Origin of the sequence: Luteitalea sp. (genome assembly GCA_009377605.1) — a bacterium.
GTDB lineage: Bacteria > Acidobacteriota > Vicinamibacteria > Vicinamibacterales > Vicinamibacteraceae > WHTT01.
In genome coordinates this window covers 32,674-50,595 of sequence record WHTT01000014.1, presented here as the reverse complement: position 1 = coordinate 50,595, position 17,922 = coordinate 32,674, and the positions used below count along the sequence as shown (strand labels likewise).

14 protein-coding genes are annotated in these 17,922 nt (G+C 65.4%); 6 read left to right on the top strand and 8 right to left on the bottom strand.

Translation table 11 applies throughout. From position 1 onward, the window contains the following. Window positions 1-75: 75 nt before the first annotated feature. Entirely contained in the window at window positions 76-1,410 is a 1,335-nt protein-coding gene (locus GEV06_06830) for a PQQ-binding-like beta-propeller repeat protein (protein ID MPZ17609.1), read from the bottom strand. Between the two features lie 254 nt (window positions 1,411-1,664). Between GEV06_06830 and GEV06_06825 the strand changes: the two genes are divergently transcribed. Both GEV06_06825 and GEV06_06820 read left to right on the top strand, forming a co-directional pair. Further along, entirely contained in the window at window positions 1,665-1,961 is a 297-nt protein-coding gene (locus GEV06_06825) for a DNA mismatch repair protein MutS (protein MPZ17608.1), read from the top strand. A 122-nt stretch (window positions 1,962-2,083) separates the two neighbouring features. After that, the gene (locus tag GEV06_06820; GenBank protein ID MPZ17607.1) at window positions 2,084-3,289 is read left to right on the top strand and encodes a serine hydrolase; all 1,206 of its coding nucleotides are present in this window, start codon (window positions 2,084-2,086) and stop codon (window positions 3,287-3,289) included. Between the two features lie 36 nt (window positions 3,290-3,325). On the opposite strand, the gene GEV06_06815 is transcribed toward GEV06_06820, so the two are convergent. The 6 genes from GEV06_06815 to GEV06_06790 all read right to left on the bottom strand — a co-directional run bounded on the left by GEV06_06815 (window position 3,326) and on the right by GEV06_06790 (window position 12,689). Further along, complete coding sequence (locus tag GEV06_06815) at window positions 3,326-5,554, bottom strand: prolyl oligopeptidase family serine peptidase (protein MPZ17606.1); 2,229 nt, start codon at window positions 5,552-5,554, stop codon at window positions 3,326-3,328. A 49-nt stretch (window positions 5,555-5,603) separates the two neighbouring features. After that, window positions 5,604-6,137, bottom strand: coding sequence for a DUF4287 domain-containing protein (locus GEV06_06810; GenBank protein ID MPZ17605.1), 534 nt, complete (start codon window positions 6,135-6,137; stop codon window positions 5,604-5,606). Between the two features lie 41 nt (window positions 6,138-6,178). Then, window positions 6,179-8,962, bottom strand: a complete 2,784-nt coding sequence (locus GEV06_06805) for an FtsX-like permease family protein (protein MPZ17604.1) — start codon at window positions 8,960-8,962, stop codon at window positions 6,179-6,181. Beyond that, complete coding sequence (locus GEV06_06800) at window positions 8,962-9,318, bottom strand: PadR family transcriptional regulator (protein ID MPZ17603.1); 357 nt, start codon at window positions 9,316-9,318, stop codon at window positions 8,962-8,964. The genes GEV06_06805 and GEV06_06800 overlap by 1 nt, the downstream gene beginning before the upstream one ends. 308 nt (window positions 9,319-9,626) lie before the next feature. Beyond that, window positions 9,627-12,314, bottom strand: a complete 2,688-nt coding sequence (locus GEV06_06795) for an FtsX-like permease family protein (GenBank protein MPZ17602.1) — start codon at window positions 12,312-12,314, stop codon at window positions 9,627-9,629. 45 nt (window positions 12,315-12,359) lie between these two features. Further along, window positions 12,360-12,689 carry a PadR family transcriptional regulator gene (locus GEV06_06790; GenBank protein ID MPZ17601.1) on the bottom strand — a complete coding sequence of 110 codons (330 nt, stop codon included), beginning with the start codon at window positions 12,687-12,689 and terminating at the stop codon, window positions 12,360-12,362. 278 nt (window positions 12,690-12,967) lie between these two features. Between GEV06_06790 and GEV06_06785 the strand changes: the two genes are divergently transcribed. Next, window positions 12,968-13,366, top strand: coding sequence for a hypothetical protein (locus tag GEV06_06785; GenBank protein ID MPZ17600.1), 399 nt, complete (start codon window positions 12,968-12,970; stop codon window positions 13,364-13,366). Between the two features lie 11 nt (window positions 13,367-13,377). Continuing rightward, window positions 13,378-14,625 carry an RNA polymerase sigma factor gene (locus tag GEV06_06780; GenBank protein MPZ17599.1) on the top strand — a complete coding sequence of 416 codons (1,248 nt, stop codon included), beginning with the start codon at window positions 13,378-13,380 and terminating at the stop codon, window positions 14,623-14,625. Between the two features lie 9 nt (window positions 14,626-14,634). On the opposite strand, the gene GEV06_06775 is transcribed toward GEV06_06780, so the two are convergent. After that, a complete protein-coding gene (locus GEV06_06775; protein ID MPZ17598.1) occupies window positions 14,635-16,707 on the bottom strand; it encodes a phosphodiesterase in 2,073 nt (690 codons plus the stop codon). A 416-nt stretch (window positions 16,708-17,123) separates the two neighbouring features. On the opposite strand from GEV06_06775, the gene GEV06_06770 reads away from it, so the two are divergent. Further along, window positions 17,124-17,573: a septal ring lytic transglycosylase RlpA family protein gene (locus tag GEV06_06770; protein ID MPZ17597.1), complete on the top strand. Its 450-nt coding sequence runs from the start codon at window positions 17,124-17,126 to the stop codon at window positions 17,571-17,573. Between the two features lie 65 nt (window positions 17,574-17,638). Further along, complete coding sequence (locus tag GEV06_06765; GenBank protein MPZ17596.1) at window positions 17,639-17,920, top strand: FtsX-like permease family protein; 282 nt, start codon at window positions 17,639-17,641, stop codon at window positions 17,918-17,920. The last annotated feature ends 2 nt before the right edge of the window (window positions 17,921-17,922 follow it).

The following is a 17,922-nucleotide window of genomic DNA, read 5'->3' as shown; positions in this document are numbered from 1 at the left end:
ATGCTTGTCTTCTGGGTCCCCATATAGTTTGGGATGAATCGGCGAGATCGCGGGACTAACGTCACCTGACCCGTGTCAACCCATCGCCTGGCCGCTCACCGCCACCAGGCTGTCATCGGTTCGAAGGAAGAGCCAGCCGCCGGAGATTGCGGGAGAGGCGAGGAGCCGGCCGTCGATGGGGTTGCGCGCGAGCAGGTCGGGAGTGCGTCCGGCACGCATGACGATCGTTTCTCCCGTCTCGCTCACCAGGTAGATCTTGCCGTCGCCGGCCACGGGCGACGCCGTGAAGATCCCATCGATGCGCTCCTGCCAAACCCTCTCGCCAGTCTTCGCGTCGATGCAGGTGACGACACCGACGTCACCGGCCATGTAGAGGAGCCCATCGTAGTAGACCAGCGACGCGATGTACGGCGCACCCGTTGGGACGTTCCACAAGACGTGCGACGCCGCGATGTCGCCGCGCCCACCCGTTCGTATCGCCGCGTATGGCCCGCTCCGGTATCCACGACTCGCGTAGATGACATCGTCGTGATGGACTGGCGTGGGGATGGGAAAGCGGTTGGGCTCATCCATGTGCCACAACGCCTTCCCCGTGGATGGATCGTACGCCTCGATGCCCTGGCTGCTGTTCAACACCAGCTCGTCTCCGCTGGCGCTCTCAACCAAAAGCGGCGTGCTGTACGAGAGCACTTCGCTCTCCCGCTCGACGCGCCAGCGCGTCTCGCCGGTCCGGCGGTCGAGCGCCAGGAGGTACGAGGCAGGCTCGTGGTAACACGGCAGGATCACCAGATCCTTGTATACGATGGGCGAGCTTCCATGCCCCCAGGAGATCTGAAACGCGCCGTACTCCTCGGCAAGATTGCGCTGCCACGCCCTCTTGCCCGACATGTCGACGGCGACCATCTGGCCCGTGCCGAAGATGGCATACACTCGCTCGCCGTCGGTCACGGGGCTCGCGCTCGCGAGGTTGTGCTTTTCGTGAACACCCGGCAGCTCGCCCTCGGCCGGCAGCTCGAAGGTCCACAGCAGCCCTCCGTCGCCGCGTCTGAAAGCCTCGACGAGAAATAGCACCTTCGCGTCTCGGGTCTCCTCGTCGAGGCCGAGCGCGCGCTCGCCCGCATCCTGCGCCGTGCCGCCTTGGACGAGCGTTGGGTGATTCCCCTCACGAAGCGCGCCAGCGCCAACCTGCGATGTGATGAACACCCTGTCGCCCCACACGACCGGCGTCGAGATGCCTCGGACGCGAAGCGGCGCCGTCCATGCGATGCCGCTGGTCCCGTCCCAGCGCTCCGGGAGGTTGCGCTCCGTCGATACGGCGCTGCCCGATGGCCCTCGCCACTGTGGCCAATTCTCGGCATGAGTCTGCGCGGTTGCCGCGATCACCAGCAAGCAGAGCATGAGCACTCGCATGGGCGAAGCCTCCTTCGTCAAGTGAAGCGATGCGGAAAAGGAACCGGGTACCTTTTCGACGCCGAAAAGATACCCGGTTCCTTTTTCTCAGTTACGCTTCACTCATGCGGAACGTTACGCTCGAATATAGCCACATGTGGCCAGATGCCGCAAGCCAAGACAGGACGTAGTGGGAAGTCAGCGCCTTCCACGCTGGGGAGGTACCTGCTACGATCCGTCCAGCTTCTTTCTATCGAGGAGAAAGACGACGTCACATGGGCGACGACAGGCCTGATGAGATCGTCGAGGTTCCAATCGAGGGCGTTCTCGATCTGCACGCGTTTGCGCCAAGGGACGTGGTCGCCGTCGTCGACGACTATCTCGCAGCCGCGCGGGAGAAGGGGTTGCGCGAGGTACGCCTCATCCACGGTCGTGGCATCGGCGCGCAGCGAGCAGCGGTTCATCGGCTGCTGCGGTCGCTGCCGGCGATCGAGTTCTGGGATGCGCCGGAATCGCACCTGGGCGCGACCATCGTGCGCTTCAGAGATCCCGACGACGTCGGAAGCAGGTAAACCATCGCGCGGAGCGTCCCGTCCAAGGTAGGGCCGCCTCGCCGAGGCGGCCGTGATAGCGCGCTCGGCGAGGCGGTCATGACGGCGCGCTCTGCGAGCGCGCCCTACCATCGGGAGGATCGATGCCCCGACGATTCCGTACGCTCCATCTGCTCCTTGCACTGACCGCGCTCATCCTGCTCGGTTCATTCGGCCCGCAACGCGCCGGCGCACAGGAATCTGCCGAGGCGTTAGTCGCGCGTATCGAGGCGCCACAGTCCCCCAACCGGCAGGGCTTCGATCCGCTGACGCTCACCGAGTTGATGACCCGCTTCAACGTGCCTGGCGTGAGCATCGCTGTCATCAAGGACTTCGAGATTCACTGGGCCAAGGCCTACGGCGTCGCAGACGTGAAGACCAAGGCACCTGTCGACGCGCACACCTTGTTCCAGGCCGCGTCCATCAGCAAGCCGGTCAATGCCATGGCGGTGCTCAAGGCCGTGCAAGATGGCAAGGTGTCGCTCGACGTCGATATCAACACGATCCTGAAATCCTGGAAAGTGCCGTCGAGCGAGCACACACGGAAACAGCCGGTCACGCTGCGTGCGCTGCTCAGCCACACGTCCGGCTCGGGCGATGGCTTCGGCTTCCCGGGCTACCATCCGTCGGCGCGGCGGCCGAGCGTGGCTGAGATCCTGAACGGCGACCCACCATCGAACGTCGGTCCGGTGTTGTTCGAACGACCGCCGTTCACGTACTTCAAGTACTCCGGCGGCGGCATCACGATCGTGCAGTTGGCTCTCACGGAGCTGCTGGGCAAGCCGTACCCCGAGATCATGCAGGCAAGCGTGCTCGGCCCGGTCGGCATGCGCGACTCCACGTTCGAGCAGCCGCTCTCGCCGGAGCGGGATCGCAACGCCACGCGGGCGCACGATGGCGAGGGGCGTGCCATGGACGCCAAGTGGCACGTCTACCCGGAGCTAGCCGCGGCCGGGCTCTGGACGACGGCAACGGACCTCGCGCAATTCGCGATCGAGCTGCAGCGCGCGCTGCAGGGCGACGAGAACCGCGTGCTATCGCGAGCGGTCGCGCGCCAGATGGTCACCCCGGTGGGCGTCGGCCCGTTCGCTGTCGGCTTCAATATCGAGAAGCGCGGCGAAGGCTGGTACTTCTCGCACGGCGGCGGCAACTGGGGCTTCAGGTGCCAACTGATTGCCCATGCGGTCAAGGGCTACGGCGTCGCCATCATGACCAACAGTGACAGCGGCGGCGCGCTCCTTGGCGAGCTCGAAGCGCGCGTCGCCGCCGCATACAATTGGGATTCGCTCGACAAGCCGGTGCCGCGCTAACGCGGTTTCAGGTCACGTTGTGGAGCTATCCGTACGTCAAGGATGGGAACTTTTGACGCGCTGCTCCGGCGAGAGCGCCCTTTCGAAGAAATCCGTCATGCGCTCGTAGAGGTGGCGCTCTGCGGGTCCGCGGAAACCGTGCTTCTGCTTCGGGTAGAACGCCGATTCGAACGGGATGCCCGCGTCGGTCAGCTTCGCGACGAACGCCACGCTGTTGTTTGGATGGACGTTGTCGTCCGCCAGGCCGTGCACAATCAGCAGCCGATCACGGAGCTTGTCCGCCGCAGTCAGTGGTGAGGAATCCCGATAGCCCTCCGCATTGTCTGCCGGGTGATCCATGTAGCGCTCCATCCAGATCGTGTCGTAGAACGTGAGGTCCGCCACCGGCGCGCCCGCGACTGCGGCACGCCAGACACCGGGGGCATGGGTGAGTGAGTACAACGTGTTGAAGCCGCCCCCCGACCAGCCCCAGATGCCAATCCGCTTGGCATCGACAAACGGCAGCGACGAGAGATAGTCCACGCCTGCGCGCTGGGCTGCCAGCTCCACTTCCCCGAAGCGACGATGCAAGCGGTCTTCGCCTCGTTTGCCGAAGAAGGTCGAGCCGAGGTTGTCGACGCTGAAGACGACGTAGCCGCGCTGAGCCATGAGCTTCAGCCACAGGCTGCGCGGCGAGTCCTCCCAACGATCCACGACGACCTGCGATCCCGGACCGCCGTAGTGGTACATGATCACCGGGTATCGCTCGTTTGCCTTCTGGTCTGGAGGTCGGATCATCCGTGCTGGCAGCTTGCTGCCATTCGGCCCTGGGATGGTGAGCAGCTCCCACGCCGGCAGATCCTCCGGAGCAATGGTCGCGGCCTTTGACGGAAGCTCCACCACCACCTTGCCATCAGCGTTGCGGACGACACTCTCGCCCGGGCGATTCGCATCGCTCCAGCCGTGGATCCAGTAGCCGCTGCCGCCGGGCGCCACGTCGGCGACGTTCCAACCATCCGCCGTGGTCAGGGATTCAGCCTCGCCGCCCTCGAGTGAAGTGCGGTAGACCTCTCGCCGTGCCGCGCCCAGGGGAGGAGCGCCGAAGGCGGTGAAGATGATGTCACCGCTCTTTTCGTCAGCGCTTTCGAGGGAAGCAACCGCTCCCGGGACCCGAGTGAGCTGGCGGATGAGCGCGCCATCCGGCGAATAGAGGTAGAGCTGCTTCCAGCCGCTCCGCTCTGACGGCCAGACGATGCGGCCGTCGTCAAGGATCTCGTAGTCATCCGACAGGTTCACCCAAGTCCGCTGCTCCTCGGTGATTAGCGTCTTGCAACGCCCATCCTCAGGGTCGCATTGCAGCAGCTCGAGTCGTGTCTGGTCGCGGTTCAGACGCTGGACGTAGACAGCCGATCCGTCCTCCGCCCAGTCGACCCGGGCGAGGTAGATGTCGGAGCGGGATCCCGTCTGGAGCCAGGTGGTGGCACCGCCCGCCAGGCGCAGCACGCCGACCTGCACAGTTGGATTCTTGGTGCCGGCAGTGGGATAGCGCTGCCAGGTCACGTCTGGGTATGGGGCTACCTGGTTGGCCAGCGGATAACGCCCCACGTCGGAGTCGTCGAATCGGTAGTAGGCAATACTGCCGCCTTCCGGGCTCCACCAGTAGCCCCGACCCTCACGCCCCCAGAGCTCTTCCCAGTAGACCCAGTCGGGTATGCCGTTCCGAATACGATCACCGTCGCCGTCATCGGTCAGCACACGCTCCGTGCCGCTCTCGAGATCGAGCAAGACGAGATCGAAGTCGCGTACGACGGCGACTTGCGTGCCATCCGGCGAGAAGCGGGGGTCGCTCTCGCGCTCGGCCGTCTCGGTGAGACGCCGTGCCGTGCCGGCTGCCACGTCGATCAGGTAGAGGTCGGTCTCGAGCTGCGCCAGGAGCGCCTGCCCGTCCGGTGCCCACTGGTAACCGGCCTCGCTGATCTGGGTAGGATCCGCATCACGCTCGGCCCAGGAGAAATCACCGAGGCCAAAGACCGAGCGGGCTTTGCCGGACTCGACGTCCAGCACCCAGATGGCCGAGCTGTCCCCCTCCTCCCAGACGTACGCCAACTGCGTTCCGTCTGGAGACCAGACCGGCCGTGACGCGCTCGTGGCTGCTGCTGCACCGTCGAAAATCGCGTCGAGGGTGAAGGTTGGTGGAGCGGGCTGTTCTTGCTGACGCGCCGTCCCACGAGGTGTTGCGACAAGAATGACGAATAGACAAACAGTGGCGGTGACGCCTCGAATCATCGGGCCTCCTACTGCCGCAGTAGTCTAACCCGGCACCCGTTGGCCCGCGTCACGACTCGAGGAACGACTTGAGCTCGGACAGTCGCTGCTTCCACAAGGCCTTGGTCGTTTCGGCCTCGTCTACATTGGCGAGCCGCGCATGCGCCATCGCGACCGTCGATTTGGAGCGACCCTTGCCGGCGAAGTCGACGTTCACCCTCGTCGGCCCGCCCTCCCAGTCGAAGCGCGCCGAGCGGTTCAGCTGCGAGGTTCGCAGCGACATTCTCCCCTCGGTGAGCCACTTCTTCCGCAGGCGTGTATCGACGAATGCGTCGAAGAGCCGCTCGACCGGCACCGCGACCGTCTTGCTGGTGCTGACCTCGAACGTGCCGTTGGGGCGCACGCCGTGAGGGCGGACCCCGCGCGCCTCCTGGTACTCGACAATGAGCTTCTGCGCCCACCACCGGCTGACGTCGTGCTTGCCCGTGAGCCAGTCGGCGGTCTCTCGGTACGGACGGCGCGCGGCAGGCCACTCGTCGAGCAGTGCGAACCACTCGTCCCGCCCTCGCCCGGTTGCGCGCCGGACCGCGTCGCTCCTTGCCACGACACCCTCCTCATGCGGAAGCAGGGCTTCCCGCGCCGAGCTCATTCGTGCCGCAACGCGCGGATGGGATTGATGCGCGCCGCGCGCAGCGCGGGAATCAGACCCGCCGCGGCGGCGACGACGGTCAGCCCCAGCACCGCGACGCCGATCGCCATCGGATCCGTTGGCGCGACGCCGTACAACTCGCTCTGCACGTACCGACTCAGCCACCAGACCGCCGGCAGCGCAACGCCCACGCCAATCGCAACCAGCATCATCGCTTCGCGCATGATCAGCCAAGCGGCGCGCGTCGCTCGTGCGCCGCGCGCCATGCGGATCCCAATCTCCCGAGTGCGTCGCGTTACACTGTATGCCATCACGCCGTACAACCCCACCACGGCGAGCAGCGTCGCCGACAGGCCGAAGACAGTCGACAGCCCTGTCACCAGCCGCTGGTTCACCAACGAGCGCTTGAGGTCATTGTCCACGGTGCGCATGGCCAGCGGTGGCACGTTCGGATCGATTTCCTGCATCACGCGGCGCATCGCCGCGAGCATCGATCCCGGATCCTGCGCCGTGCGTACGTAGAACCAGGCGGTGCGTGGGTGACGGCTCTCGAGGAATGGAAAGTACAGTTGCCCCTGCCGCTCTTCGGCTGGGCTCGCGTACGTGGAGTCCTTGACGACGCCGACGATTTCAATCGGCGTCGGCGTACCAGGATCTGCGCCGAACCCGATGTGGCGGCCAATCGGATTGCCCTGAATGTATTGCTTGACGAACGACTCGCTGGCAATGACGACGCGGTACTCCTCTTGCTCGGCCGTCTCGCCAGCGGGCTCGGCGACACGAAAGTCCCCTTCGTTGAAGTCTCGGCCCATGAGCAGCGGGATGCCCATGGCCTCGAAATATCCGGGGCTGACGGCGTTGCAGCGGGAGCCGATGCCTTGGTCCTCCGTGGCTTGGTAGCCTTCCACGGCAATGCTGCTGCCCCACCAGCCGTTTCGGAGGAGCGCGACTTGCGCGAAACCGGCGGCGCTCACACCCGGGGTGGCGCGCACCTTCGCGAGCAGCTCTATCGCATAATGTTTGACGCGCGTGTCCTCATAGCCGGCCAGTCTCGGGTTGGCGCCAAACGTCAAGAGCCGACCCGTCTCGAATCCGAGGTCGAGCGTCATCAGCCCGTTCAAGCTGCGAATGAAGAGCCCCGCGCCGATGAGCAACAAGAGAGACAACGCGACCTGTGAGGCAACGAGAGCTTTCCGCAAGCGGACGTGTCCCCCACCCAGCACGCTGCCTGCCTGATCCTTCAGCGTCGGCGCGAGCGCCGGCGTCGTGGCTTGGAACGCCGGAACGAGACCGAAGAGCAGGCCGGTCAGCACCGTCACCGTGCCTGTGAAGCTCAGGACGCGCAGGTCTGGGCTCGCCTTGATGAGCGTGACGCTCTCCGGATTCACGAAGAATCCAATCGCCAGCTGCACGCCGACAGTCGCCAGCAACAGACCGGCCAACCCACCCGCGATGGCGAGCATCAGGCTCTCGACGAGCAACTGGCGGACAATGCACCCACGCGTCGCGCCCAGCGAGAGGCGAATGGCGACTTCGCGCTGCCGCGAGGCGCCGCGCGCGAGCAGCAAGTTGGCAACGTTGGCGCAGGCGATCAGCAGCACGCCACACACGATAGCCATCAGAATCCAGAGCGGCCGCTGCATCTCGCGGCGCACGGGCGTATGGCCTCCCGGCGACAAGGTCACCGCGATGTGGTTGTCGTTCACGAACCGCCGCTTGGTCGTATCCGTTGCCCGCGCGAACCGCTCGTCGTTCACCTCGGTCTGGAGAATGGAACGATAGAACGGCGCGAGGCTGGCCCTCGCCTGCTCCGGCGTCACGCCACGCTTCAGCCGCGCAAAGACGTTCAACCAGCGCAGCCCGCGATCCTCGAGACGAGACGGCCCAACGTCTGCAAACATCTCGGCCGTCATCGTCACCGGAACGAACACTTGCGTCCCGGCGGCGATGTTCATGCCATTGAAGCCCGGCTCGACCACGCCGATGATCGTCATCGGGTGGTTGCTGATGGTGAGCGTGCGCCCGACGATATACGGGTCGGCGCCGAAGCGTCGCTGCCAATAGGCATGGCTGATGACGACGACGGCGTGGCCGCCGGGCACGCGGTCGTCATCGGGACCAATCACTCGTCCGCGGATCGCTCCGACGCCGAGCGTCGAGAAGTAGGTGCCGGTAACCAGCTCACCCGGCGTCATCTCCGCCCGCTCGCCGGCGCTCACTGCCGCATTAAACGGACACAGACCGAAGATGCCGGAGAACACCTGGTTGTGATTCCGAAAGTCGAGGTACAGAGGATAGGAGAGCTCGCGCCCGCTGCCCATCGTGCTGCCGTAGTAGTACCCCTCGCCGTGGACACGAACGATCCGGTCGGGGGCGTCCACCGGCAGCTTTCGCAGCAGCACCTGGTCGAGCAGCGTGAACACGGCGGTGTTCGCGCCAATGCCCAGCGCGATCGAGAGCACGGCCACCGCCGTGACGATAGGTGCCTTGCGCAGCGTACGCACCGCATACTGGAGGTCGCGACCCCATCCTGTCCAGGCGTGGCGCCGTTCGATGGTCCGCTCGCGCGACTGCCCCAACGCCTGACACAGGCGCCCCATTTCTGCCACCTCGCCGAACTGGCGCAGCGCCTCGGCGCGCGCCGCTTCTGGAGTCAGACCGCTGTCGATGAGGTCTCGGGTCTTTTCGTCGAGATGGAACCGCAGCTCTTCGTCGACGTCGCTCGCCACGTCGGCACCAAAGAAGCGCGCGTACCGTCGCCATGCGGGCTTCTCCCCCATCACACCCTCCTCAGCCCAGGGCCGGTCGTGGCCGACAGGATGCGGGAGACCGCGAGCGTATAGCGCTTCCAGGTGGCCGACTCCTGCCTGAGATGACGCCGGCCTTCCGCCGTGAGCGTGTAATACTTCGCGCGCCGGTTGTTCTCGCTCACGCGCCACTCGGCTCGGACCCAGCCCTTCGCCTCCATCCGGTAGAGCGCCGGATAGAGCGCACCCTCCTCGACGAGGAGCTCCTCCCTGGTCTGATCGCGAATCCACTGCGACACGGCATAGCCATGTTGGGGTCCCCACGACAAGGCTCTGAGGATCAGCACGTCGAGTGTGCCGCGGACAACGTCGAGACTGGATTTCTTCATTGATTCTTACCTTAAGGTTCTTAAGGTAAGAATATCACACGCCCTGTCTGTCAGGAGACATCGGCGCTCATGTCACATCCCACAACTGGTAGAGCGATAATCCCTTCGATGGCAACAGCATCTTTCCTGCGACCGATGCTCGCGCGGTCGCCGGCACCCGTGAAGCCGTGCCTCGAGCGGACGGGCGCAGTGCTGACGAGTGTGGTCGAAGGCGCGTTCGACTCGGCCTCCCGGATGCGCGGTTTCCTGGATGAGCAGGGGGGTACGCCCTGCGCCGCTTGACGATCGCATCGCTTCGATAAGCGCGGCTAATCGCGCCGGAGCGCCACGACGGGATCGATTCGTGCGGCACGCCGAGCGGGGAGATAACAGGCCATCGCTGCGGTCAAGATCAGCGCGGCGGAGACGGTGCCAAGCGCGACAGGATCCAGCGGGGCGACCCCGAACAGGAAGCTTCGAATCGCCGTGGCCGCGGTCCACGCGAGCACCAGGCCGACCAGGAGACCGGCAACAACAGGGCGGAGACCTTGCGCCAGGACCGACCTCAAGAGATCTGATCGCTGCGCTCCCAAGGCGAGACGCACACCGATCTCCTGGGTTTGACGCGCGACCGCGTAGCTCGTGACACCGTACACACCAACCAGCGCGAGACCGAGCGCAAGCAGGGCGAAGAGTAGCACCAGAGCCGTCTGGAACCGGCGCGGCGCCACCGACTCGGACACGATCTCACGCATGGTCCTCATCGTCTCGACCGGGATGCTGTTATCGCGCTTCCATATCTGCGCGCGGACGGCGGCCGCGAGTGTTTCCGGTTCTTGGGTGGTGCGAATCACCACTGTCATTGCAGCCATCCGAGCACGCGTATACGGCACGTAGAGCGCTGGTACGGGATCGCGATCGAGGGCAGCCGCTCGAACGTCGCCAACGACGCCGACGATCGTGGTGGGATCGTCGGTGACCTCACCTATCTTGATGCGACGGCCGACGACGCTCGAGAGCTGAGTGTCCGGCCAGAGATGCGTTGCGAGCCTCTCGCTCACGACGACATTAGACGCCGGCTCCTCCGCTTCGAGAAATCGGCCGGCCGCGAGCGGAATGCCCATCGCCGCGAAGTATCCCGGCGTTACGGCGCGGTATGGCGCAACCGGCCGATCGAGCCGGACTTTGGTGTCAGCTTCCAAGAAGATCGGTGTGGTATTGCCTTCGGACTCCGACGTCAATGGCAGGATGCTGATCGCCCCTGCCGACGCCACGCCGGGCAGCCCCCGTACGTTGTCGAGCAGATCTCGATAGAAGGCAACGCGCTGACTCCCTTGGTATCGCTCCCCTGATAGCGCGAGATCGACCGAGAGCACGCGCTCGACCTCGAATCCCTTGTCCACACGCATGAGATTCACGAAGCCGCGAAGCAGCAGCCCTGCGACCACGAGGAGCGCCGTGCACAGTGCAACCTCGGACGTGACGAGCGCTCGCCGGACGTCGCCGGATCCTTTGCCCGTCGTCATGCCGCGACCGCCATCCTTCAGGTTGCCGTGGAGATGACCACGAGCTATCTCGGTCGCAGGCACGAGACCAACGGCCAGCCCCGCTCCAAGAACGATGGTCATGGCGAAGAGGAACACGGGACCGTTGAGCCACATGGCTTGGCCAGCCGGAAAATCGGATGGGCCAAGCGCGATCAGCACGCGCGTGCCCCAGGCCGCAACGGGAATGCCGGCTGCACCGCCCAGCACTGCCACAACCACGCTTTCAGTGATCAACTGTCGAACGAGCCGGCTCCGAGGCGCCCCCAACGCCGCGCGCGTCGCCAATTCTCGTGAGCGGCTGTTCAGACGGGCGAGGAGCAGGTTCACGAGATTGACGCAGCCGATGACGAGCAGCAATCCAACGGCGCCCATCAGCATCACGAGGCTCTGATGCACGCTGCCAAAATAGACGTCGCGCAGCGGTGTGATCAGCGTGCGAAGCTCCACCTCGTCAAAGGCCGACAACTTTGCGCGCATTCGCTCCACGATGCTCTGCGCAATCACATCGAGATTCGCCTGAGCAACCTGAGGTGGCGTTCCAGGCTTCAGGCGCCCCACCACTCCCCAACTGAAATTGTTCAACTCCTCCAGGCTCAGCTCATACTGATTGAACGCCGCGGGCTTCCACACATCGATGCGCGGGCCGAGCTCGACGTGGCTGTGAAGCTGCTTCCCGGTCGGAAATAGGAATCCAGCCGGCATAACGCCGATGACGATGTGTGGCTGTCCGTCGAGCGAGAGCGTGCGGTTGATGATGCTCGGATCCGCTCCAAAGCGCCTGCGCCAGAGATCGTGGCTGATGACGACGACCCGCTCGTGCCCCTCCACATCCTCCTCGCGCAGAAACGTACGTCCGAGCTGCGGCTGCACCCCGAGCAGTGGAAACAGGTTCGCCGAGACGCGCGCGCCGTACAATCGCTCCGGCTCGCCTCGACCTGTCAGGGTGAAGTTTCGCTCGCGAATTGCCGCCATGTCGGCGAAAACGCGATTCGACCGGCGGAATTCTTCGAAGTCCACAGGGCGGATGGCCAGGCTCGGGAACCTCGATTGGAGCTGCGGGACGTACACCGAGATCGCAACGAGCTCGTCGGGATTCGTATACGGCAGCGGCTTGAAAAGCGCCGCGTAGACGACACTGAAGATTGCCGTGTTCGCGCCAATGCCCAAGGCCAGCGTGCAAACCGCCGCGAACGCAAAGCTCGGGCTCTTGCGCAGGCCGCGAAGCGCGAACCGGACGTCCTGCGCGAGCGAATCGAGCCACGGGAGCAGCTTGATATCGCGGCTCTCCTCGCGCAGGCGCAGCGGGCGGCCGAGCTGCCGGAGCGCGAGTGCCTCCGCCGCCTTCCGCGGCAGGCCGTCGCGCATGAGCGCTTCGGTCCGCTCCTCGACGTGAAACTGAAGCTCCTCGTCCAGCTCGGGATCCACCCGCGATGTCCGAAACACGTTGACGACCCGCGAGATCCAGGACATGGCGAACCTCTTTCAACGCATGCCGAACGTCAGATGGCAGGACTCCTACGCATGCTTCAGGATGTGGCCCACGGCGCTGGTGACGGCTTGCCAGCGGACTTCTTCCGCTGCGAGCTGCCGGCGCCCGCGCGGTGTAATCTCATAAAGGCGCGCGCGGCGGTTCCGCTCGGTGACGCGCCATCGGGCCTTGACCCATCCCGCCTCTTCCATGCGGTGGAGCGCCGGGTACAGCGAACCCTCCTCCACGCGTAGGACATCAGAAGACATGCCTTCGACGTGCGTCGTGATCGCATAGCCGTGCAGCGGCCCGCGCCGAGCGAGAATCTTCAGCACCAGCAGAGGGAGCGTGCCATGGAGCGAGTCGTATCGAGGCATATGTAGATAACTTAGTGAACGACTCAATCATATCCACAAGGTGGGTCATGTCAACCCTGGACGATATCCCGCGCTGCACGCCCGACCTAAAGGTCGGGCGTGCGCGGCAGAGCAAATGTAGAATTGTCCGGCCATGGGCATTCGGGATGTCGAGAACACGCGGCGTGCTCCGACTTACCCATGAAGCCCGCCGAAGCGGGGGCAGCCGCGAAGACGGGCGTGTCTCGCCGAAGCGGCGCAGCCGCGGAGGCGGACGAACATTGAGAGGAGCAAACGACATGAAGTTCATGCTGATGATGCACGCCCCGCGTGGCGAGGGAGACTGGGCCGTTTCCAAGTGGCCCGCCGAGGATCTCGAGGCCCACATTGCCTTCATGCGGCGCTTGAACAAGGAGCTCACGGATGCGGGCGAGCTCGCGGGCGCCGAAGGGCTGGCCGGGCCGGCGCAGGCCAAGATTGTGCGCGCCGGCAAAGGAGGTGCGCCCGAAGTGACCGATGGCCCCTTCCCGGAAGCCAAAGAGTTCCTAGCCGGCTACTGGATCGTCGACTGCGAGAGCGAGGAGCGTGCCTACCACATCGCGGCTCGTGCGTCGGCGGCGCCAGGACCAGGCGGTACGCCATTGAAGATCCCAATCGAGGTGCGCGAGGTGATGAGCGCACCGGCTGCTGAAATGTGACGGCCGCTTCCTTGAACTTGACCGGCGAGAACCTGCTGCGCGAGCTTGCGCCGCAGGTTCTCGGCGCCGTGATCAGGCGCTTCGGCGACTTCTCCGCCGCGGAGGACGCTGTTCAGGAGGCGCTCCTCGCGGCGGCCATGCAATGGCCCGAGGAGGGGGTGCCCGACAACCCGCGCGGCTGGCTGATCCATGTCGCCGCCCGGCGTATGACCGATCACATCCGCGCCGAGCTCGCCCGCCGGCGCCGCGAAACCATCGTCATGATGCAGGCGCCGCCCGATCAGCAGGTGTCGCCCGCACCAGACAGTGGAGTAGCAACGGACCAAGACGACACGCTCATCCTGTTATTCATGTGCTGCCACCCGGCGCTCACGCGTCCTTCGGCAATTGCGCTCACGCTGCGGGCAGCCGGCGGTCTCACGACCGCAGAGATCGGCAACGCGTTTCTGGTGCCAGAGGCCACGATGGCGCAGCGGATCAGCCGTGCCAAGCAGCGCATCAAGTCCTCCGGCGTGCCGTTTCGCATGCCCAGCGACCGAGAGCGCGCGGAACGGCTCAGCGCCGTGCTGCACGTCCTCTACTTGATCTTCAACGAAGGCTACGCGAGCAGCATCGGCCCGAATCTGCAGCGCAGCGACCTCGCCAACGAAGCCATTCGCCTCACGCGAGCCGTTCACAACCTCCTGCCAGACGAAGGGGAGGTGGCAGGACTGCTGGCGCTGATGCTGCTCACCGATGCCAGGCGCGCGGCGCGGACCGATCCGGACGGCGCCTTGATCCCGCTGGACCAACAGGATCGAACGCTGTGGGATCGGAACGCGATCTCGGAAGGCATTGAGCTCATCAGCGCCACGCTCTCCAAGGGATCGATTGGCGCGTATCAGCTCCAGGCTGCGATTGCGGCCGTCCACGATGAAGCGGCGCGAGCCGAGGACACCGACTGGCCGCAGATCCTTGCGTTGTATGGCTTGCTCAAACGCATGTCCGACAACCCGATGGTGGCGCTCAATCACGCTATCGCCGCGGCCATGGTGCACGGCCCGCCGGCTGGCTTGGAGCTGTTGAAGGCGCTCGACACCGATGGTCGCTTGGCCGGCCACTATCGCCTCGACGCCGTTCGGGCCCATCTGCTCGAGATGGCTGGAGACCGCGAGGCGGCCATTGCGCATTACCGGGGGGCGGCGCAAGAGACGAAGAGCATTCCGGAGCGCGACTATCTCATGACGAAAGCCGCCCGACTCGCCGCTAGCCCCCCTTGACCCCTACGCCTAGACTGCCAGCCCCGGATCGCCCTCGACGACGCGCTGCTCGAGGCGAGGCCGTTCTCCGCTTCGCCAAAGCGCGACGCGGTGTGCCACGCGATAACGGACCGGCCCGCCGTCCACGCCGGAGCTGCGCTCCAACGGCCGTGGGATGCACACGAACTCGCATTCCATCGAGTCAGCGGCGAGCCGCACGTCCGCGTACCCGTGACCGCCCATGTCGACAAACGCCACGTGCGGTGACAGGTCGGCGTTCGACGCGCGACGTGCGCGCTCGAGGTCCCCGGTCCGCTGATACTCGAGGCATGCGCCGACGCCGTGGTGCAGCAGGAGGTTCACGGCAGGCTGCACCTTCCCGTCAACCTCTGCTAGGTACAGTGGCCGCAGCGGATGGTCCTTTGGAAAGCGGTGCTCGAAGGCTTCCACGAGGCCGGCCGCTGAGACCGAACCGGTGATGAACGCTACCCCGACCGGCTCGAACGCCGAGGGCGGGAGTCCTGCGGCGGCCAGGCCCGCCCAGAAGCTGTGCCGGTCGCCCGAGACCGTGACGAAGCCTGTGATATCCGCGTCGCGCACGGCGTCGTAGATCTCGGCACGCTCCGTGTAGGCGGTGCCCCAATCGCCCCCGCCACCGAAGCAGGCGTACCCAGCGCCCGGCCACGGGGCGGCCAGCCCCACAGGTAGGTTCTGCGGGTCGGCGCGCCAATCGAGTGTGCCGAGCGAGTTGCCCCACACCTTCCAGGTGGCGCCCGATGCGCGCAGGCGCTGCAGGAACCACGCCTTCTGCTTCGCGCCCAGGATCGTTTGTGGCGACTCATCCTTCCGGAAGTTGGGCACCTCCTGGCCGTTGTCGCGAATGGTGTCCGGTGGGCGGCCCCCTGCATACGTCCGTCCGGCGTCGAGGATCTCCAGAACTTCCTGGGGATACAACTCCGGGAAGTCGTCGTTGGAGAGCGGCGGCGCTTCCGGCCGGCTGCTGGGCTCCTGCCCGCGATAGCTGTGCTGATCGGTGAGGAGCAGCTCGAGGTGCCGCCCCCAGCGCACCGTACGAGAGGCGGTAAGGCTCCCAATCGCGGCAAGGTTGTTGGGCTCCCGCCCCAGGCCTTCATCATCGAAGCTCTCGATCGGCGCGTCCTCGACCGGCGGCGGATCGAAGCGCTCGAGCGACGGCCCGCCCGCATGCCTCACACGCGCGGGCTGATACTCGAACCACGCTTGGTTGGCAGCCACCTTGCGCGTCTGCGCCGGGCGCACCTTGTCGTCGAAGCGTTGGAACGACTGCCATCCGAGCCAGGAGAATTCGTGGTTGTCCCAGATGGCAACGAACGGCCAGCGCGCCCGCGCGTCCTGCAGATCCGGATCCTGGAGATACGCGCGATAGAGGGCACGGTAGTCGGCCAACGTCGCAGGAATCCGAAAGGTCAATATCTGCTCGCCGTCCGGGAAGCGAACGACATCGCGCAATCGCCGATCATAGCGGCGTGCCTCCGGTTGATCTTCTGGGTACTGCACGACCTCGTAGATGAAATCGCCTAGATGCAGCACGAACCCCAGTTGGTCCTCCGGCGCGGCGCGCTCGTCCTCGAAGATCATCCGCCGGTAGGCGTTCTGCGCGCCCTCGCAGACGTTCTGACAACTCACAAAGGCGAAGCGCACGGGACGCGAGTCATCGTCGGCCGCCGCGGTCCGCGTCCGCCCGATTCGGCTACCGTTCCCCTCCTCGTCCGAGAATCGATACCAGTATGTGCGGCCGGGATGCAGGCCACCGACCAGCACGCGGCAGGTATGATCGGCAACGGCAAGGGCACGGGTTGCTGCTGTCGTGATGACGCGGTCGAAGGCAGGATCCTCGGCAACCTGCACTGTCAGCGAGACGGCTGGCGTGGATCCGGCCGCGGATACGCGCGTCCACAGCAGCGCGCTCGTCGTGCCAGGATCGCCAGAGGCGACGCCCTGTGCGAACAACTCACGTCGCTCGACCCACCGCGCACGCGAGCAGCCGGGCGGGCCTGCCCAGGCGATTGTCGCTCCCATGGCTGCCGCAGCCCGGATGAATTCCCTTCGCGTCTGATGAGCCATGCATTTATCTCCCGTCCGCACCGGTAGGGCGCGTTCGCCGAACGCGCCGTCACGAACGCCTCGGCGAGGCGTCCCTACCCCGCCTGCGCGCGCCATCGCGACACGTTCCGTATCCACAATGGTAGGGCGCGCTCGCCGAGCGCGCCGTCACGGACTCTCGGCGGGGCGTCCCTACCCAGGAATTCTGTGCTATTCCAGCCCGTCCGTGCGGCCGCGCCCAATCAACGTTTCGATTCATGGATTCGTCCAAGCTCGGTGACGCATGTCATATCGTCATGGCTCAGCTCACCTTGGGTCGGCTTGGAGCTTTCACAAAAAGATGACTCTTTGGCACAAGCTTTGCCCGATAGAGGTCGAAGCCTGCCGACTGCCCCCAATTGGGAACACCCGGGGGCTTGATGGACGAGGACGGAGCCATGCGATCCAGCCCATTCATTGCCGTGCGGTCGGTCGTCATCGTCATCTTGGTTGCCGCAGCGTGCGTCCTCGCGGCCTGCGCGACACGCACTGCGAAGGTCGGTCCGGCGGGCCCCGCCGTTGAGCGACAAAGCGGTATCGCCTCGTTCTACGCCAAGGATTTCCATGGCCGAACGACAGCAAGTGGCGCGCGATTCAACATGCATGCGATGACGGCGGCACATCCTGCGTACGCATTCGGGACGAAGTTGCGCGTCACGAATCTCACGAACGGCCGGAGCACTGTCGTAACAGTCAACGATCGCGGGCCGGCGGCCTGGACCAGATCTCGCGGTGTGATTATCGATCTCTCCTATGGAGCTGCGAAGAAGCTCGGCTTTGTGCGTAAGGGTCTTCAACGCGTGGCGCTGGAGGTGATCTCTTGGGGCGACGGAGGCCGGCGGCAGTAAGCACTTGACCGGCGTTGGGATCTCCGTCGTCGTCGCGTACACCGTGACACAGCGCACGAAGGAGATTGGCATCCCGCATCGCGCTCGGCGCCACTGGCGGAAACGTCTTGCGTCTCGTCATGCGGGAAGGCGTCCTGCTCACAGTCGCGGGCCTGGCGCTGGGGCTTGTCGGTGCAACGATGCTCACCGGCGTCCTGCGACATCTGCTGGTTGCGATCAGCCCCTTGGATCCGGTGAGCTTCGCAGGCGCCTTCCTGGTTCTGGCGGCGGTTGCGCTTGGCGCCTCGGCCGCCCCTGCCTGGCGCGCAGCACGGGTCGATCCCCTCATCGCGCTGCGCCGCGAGTAGCC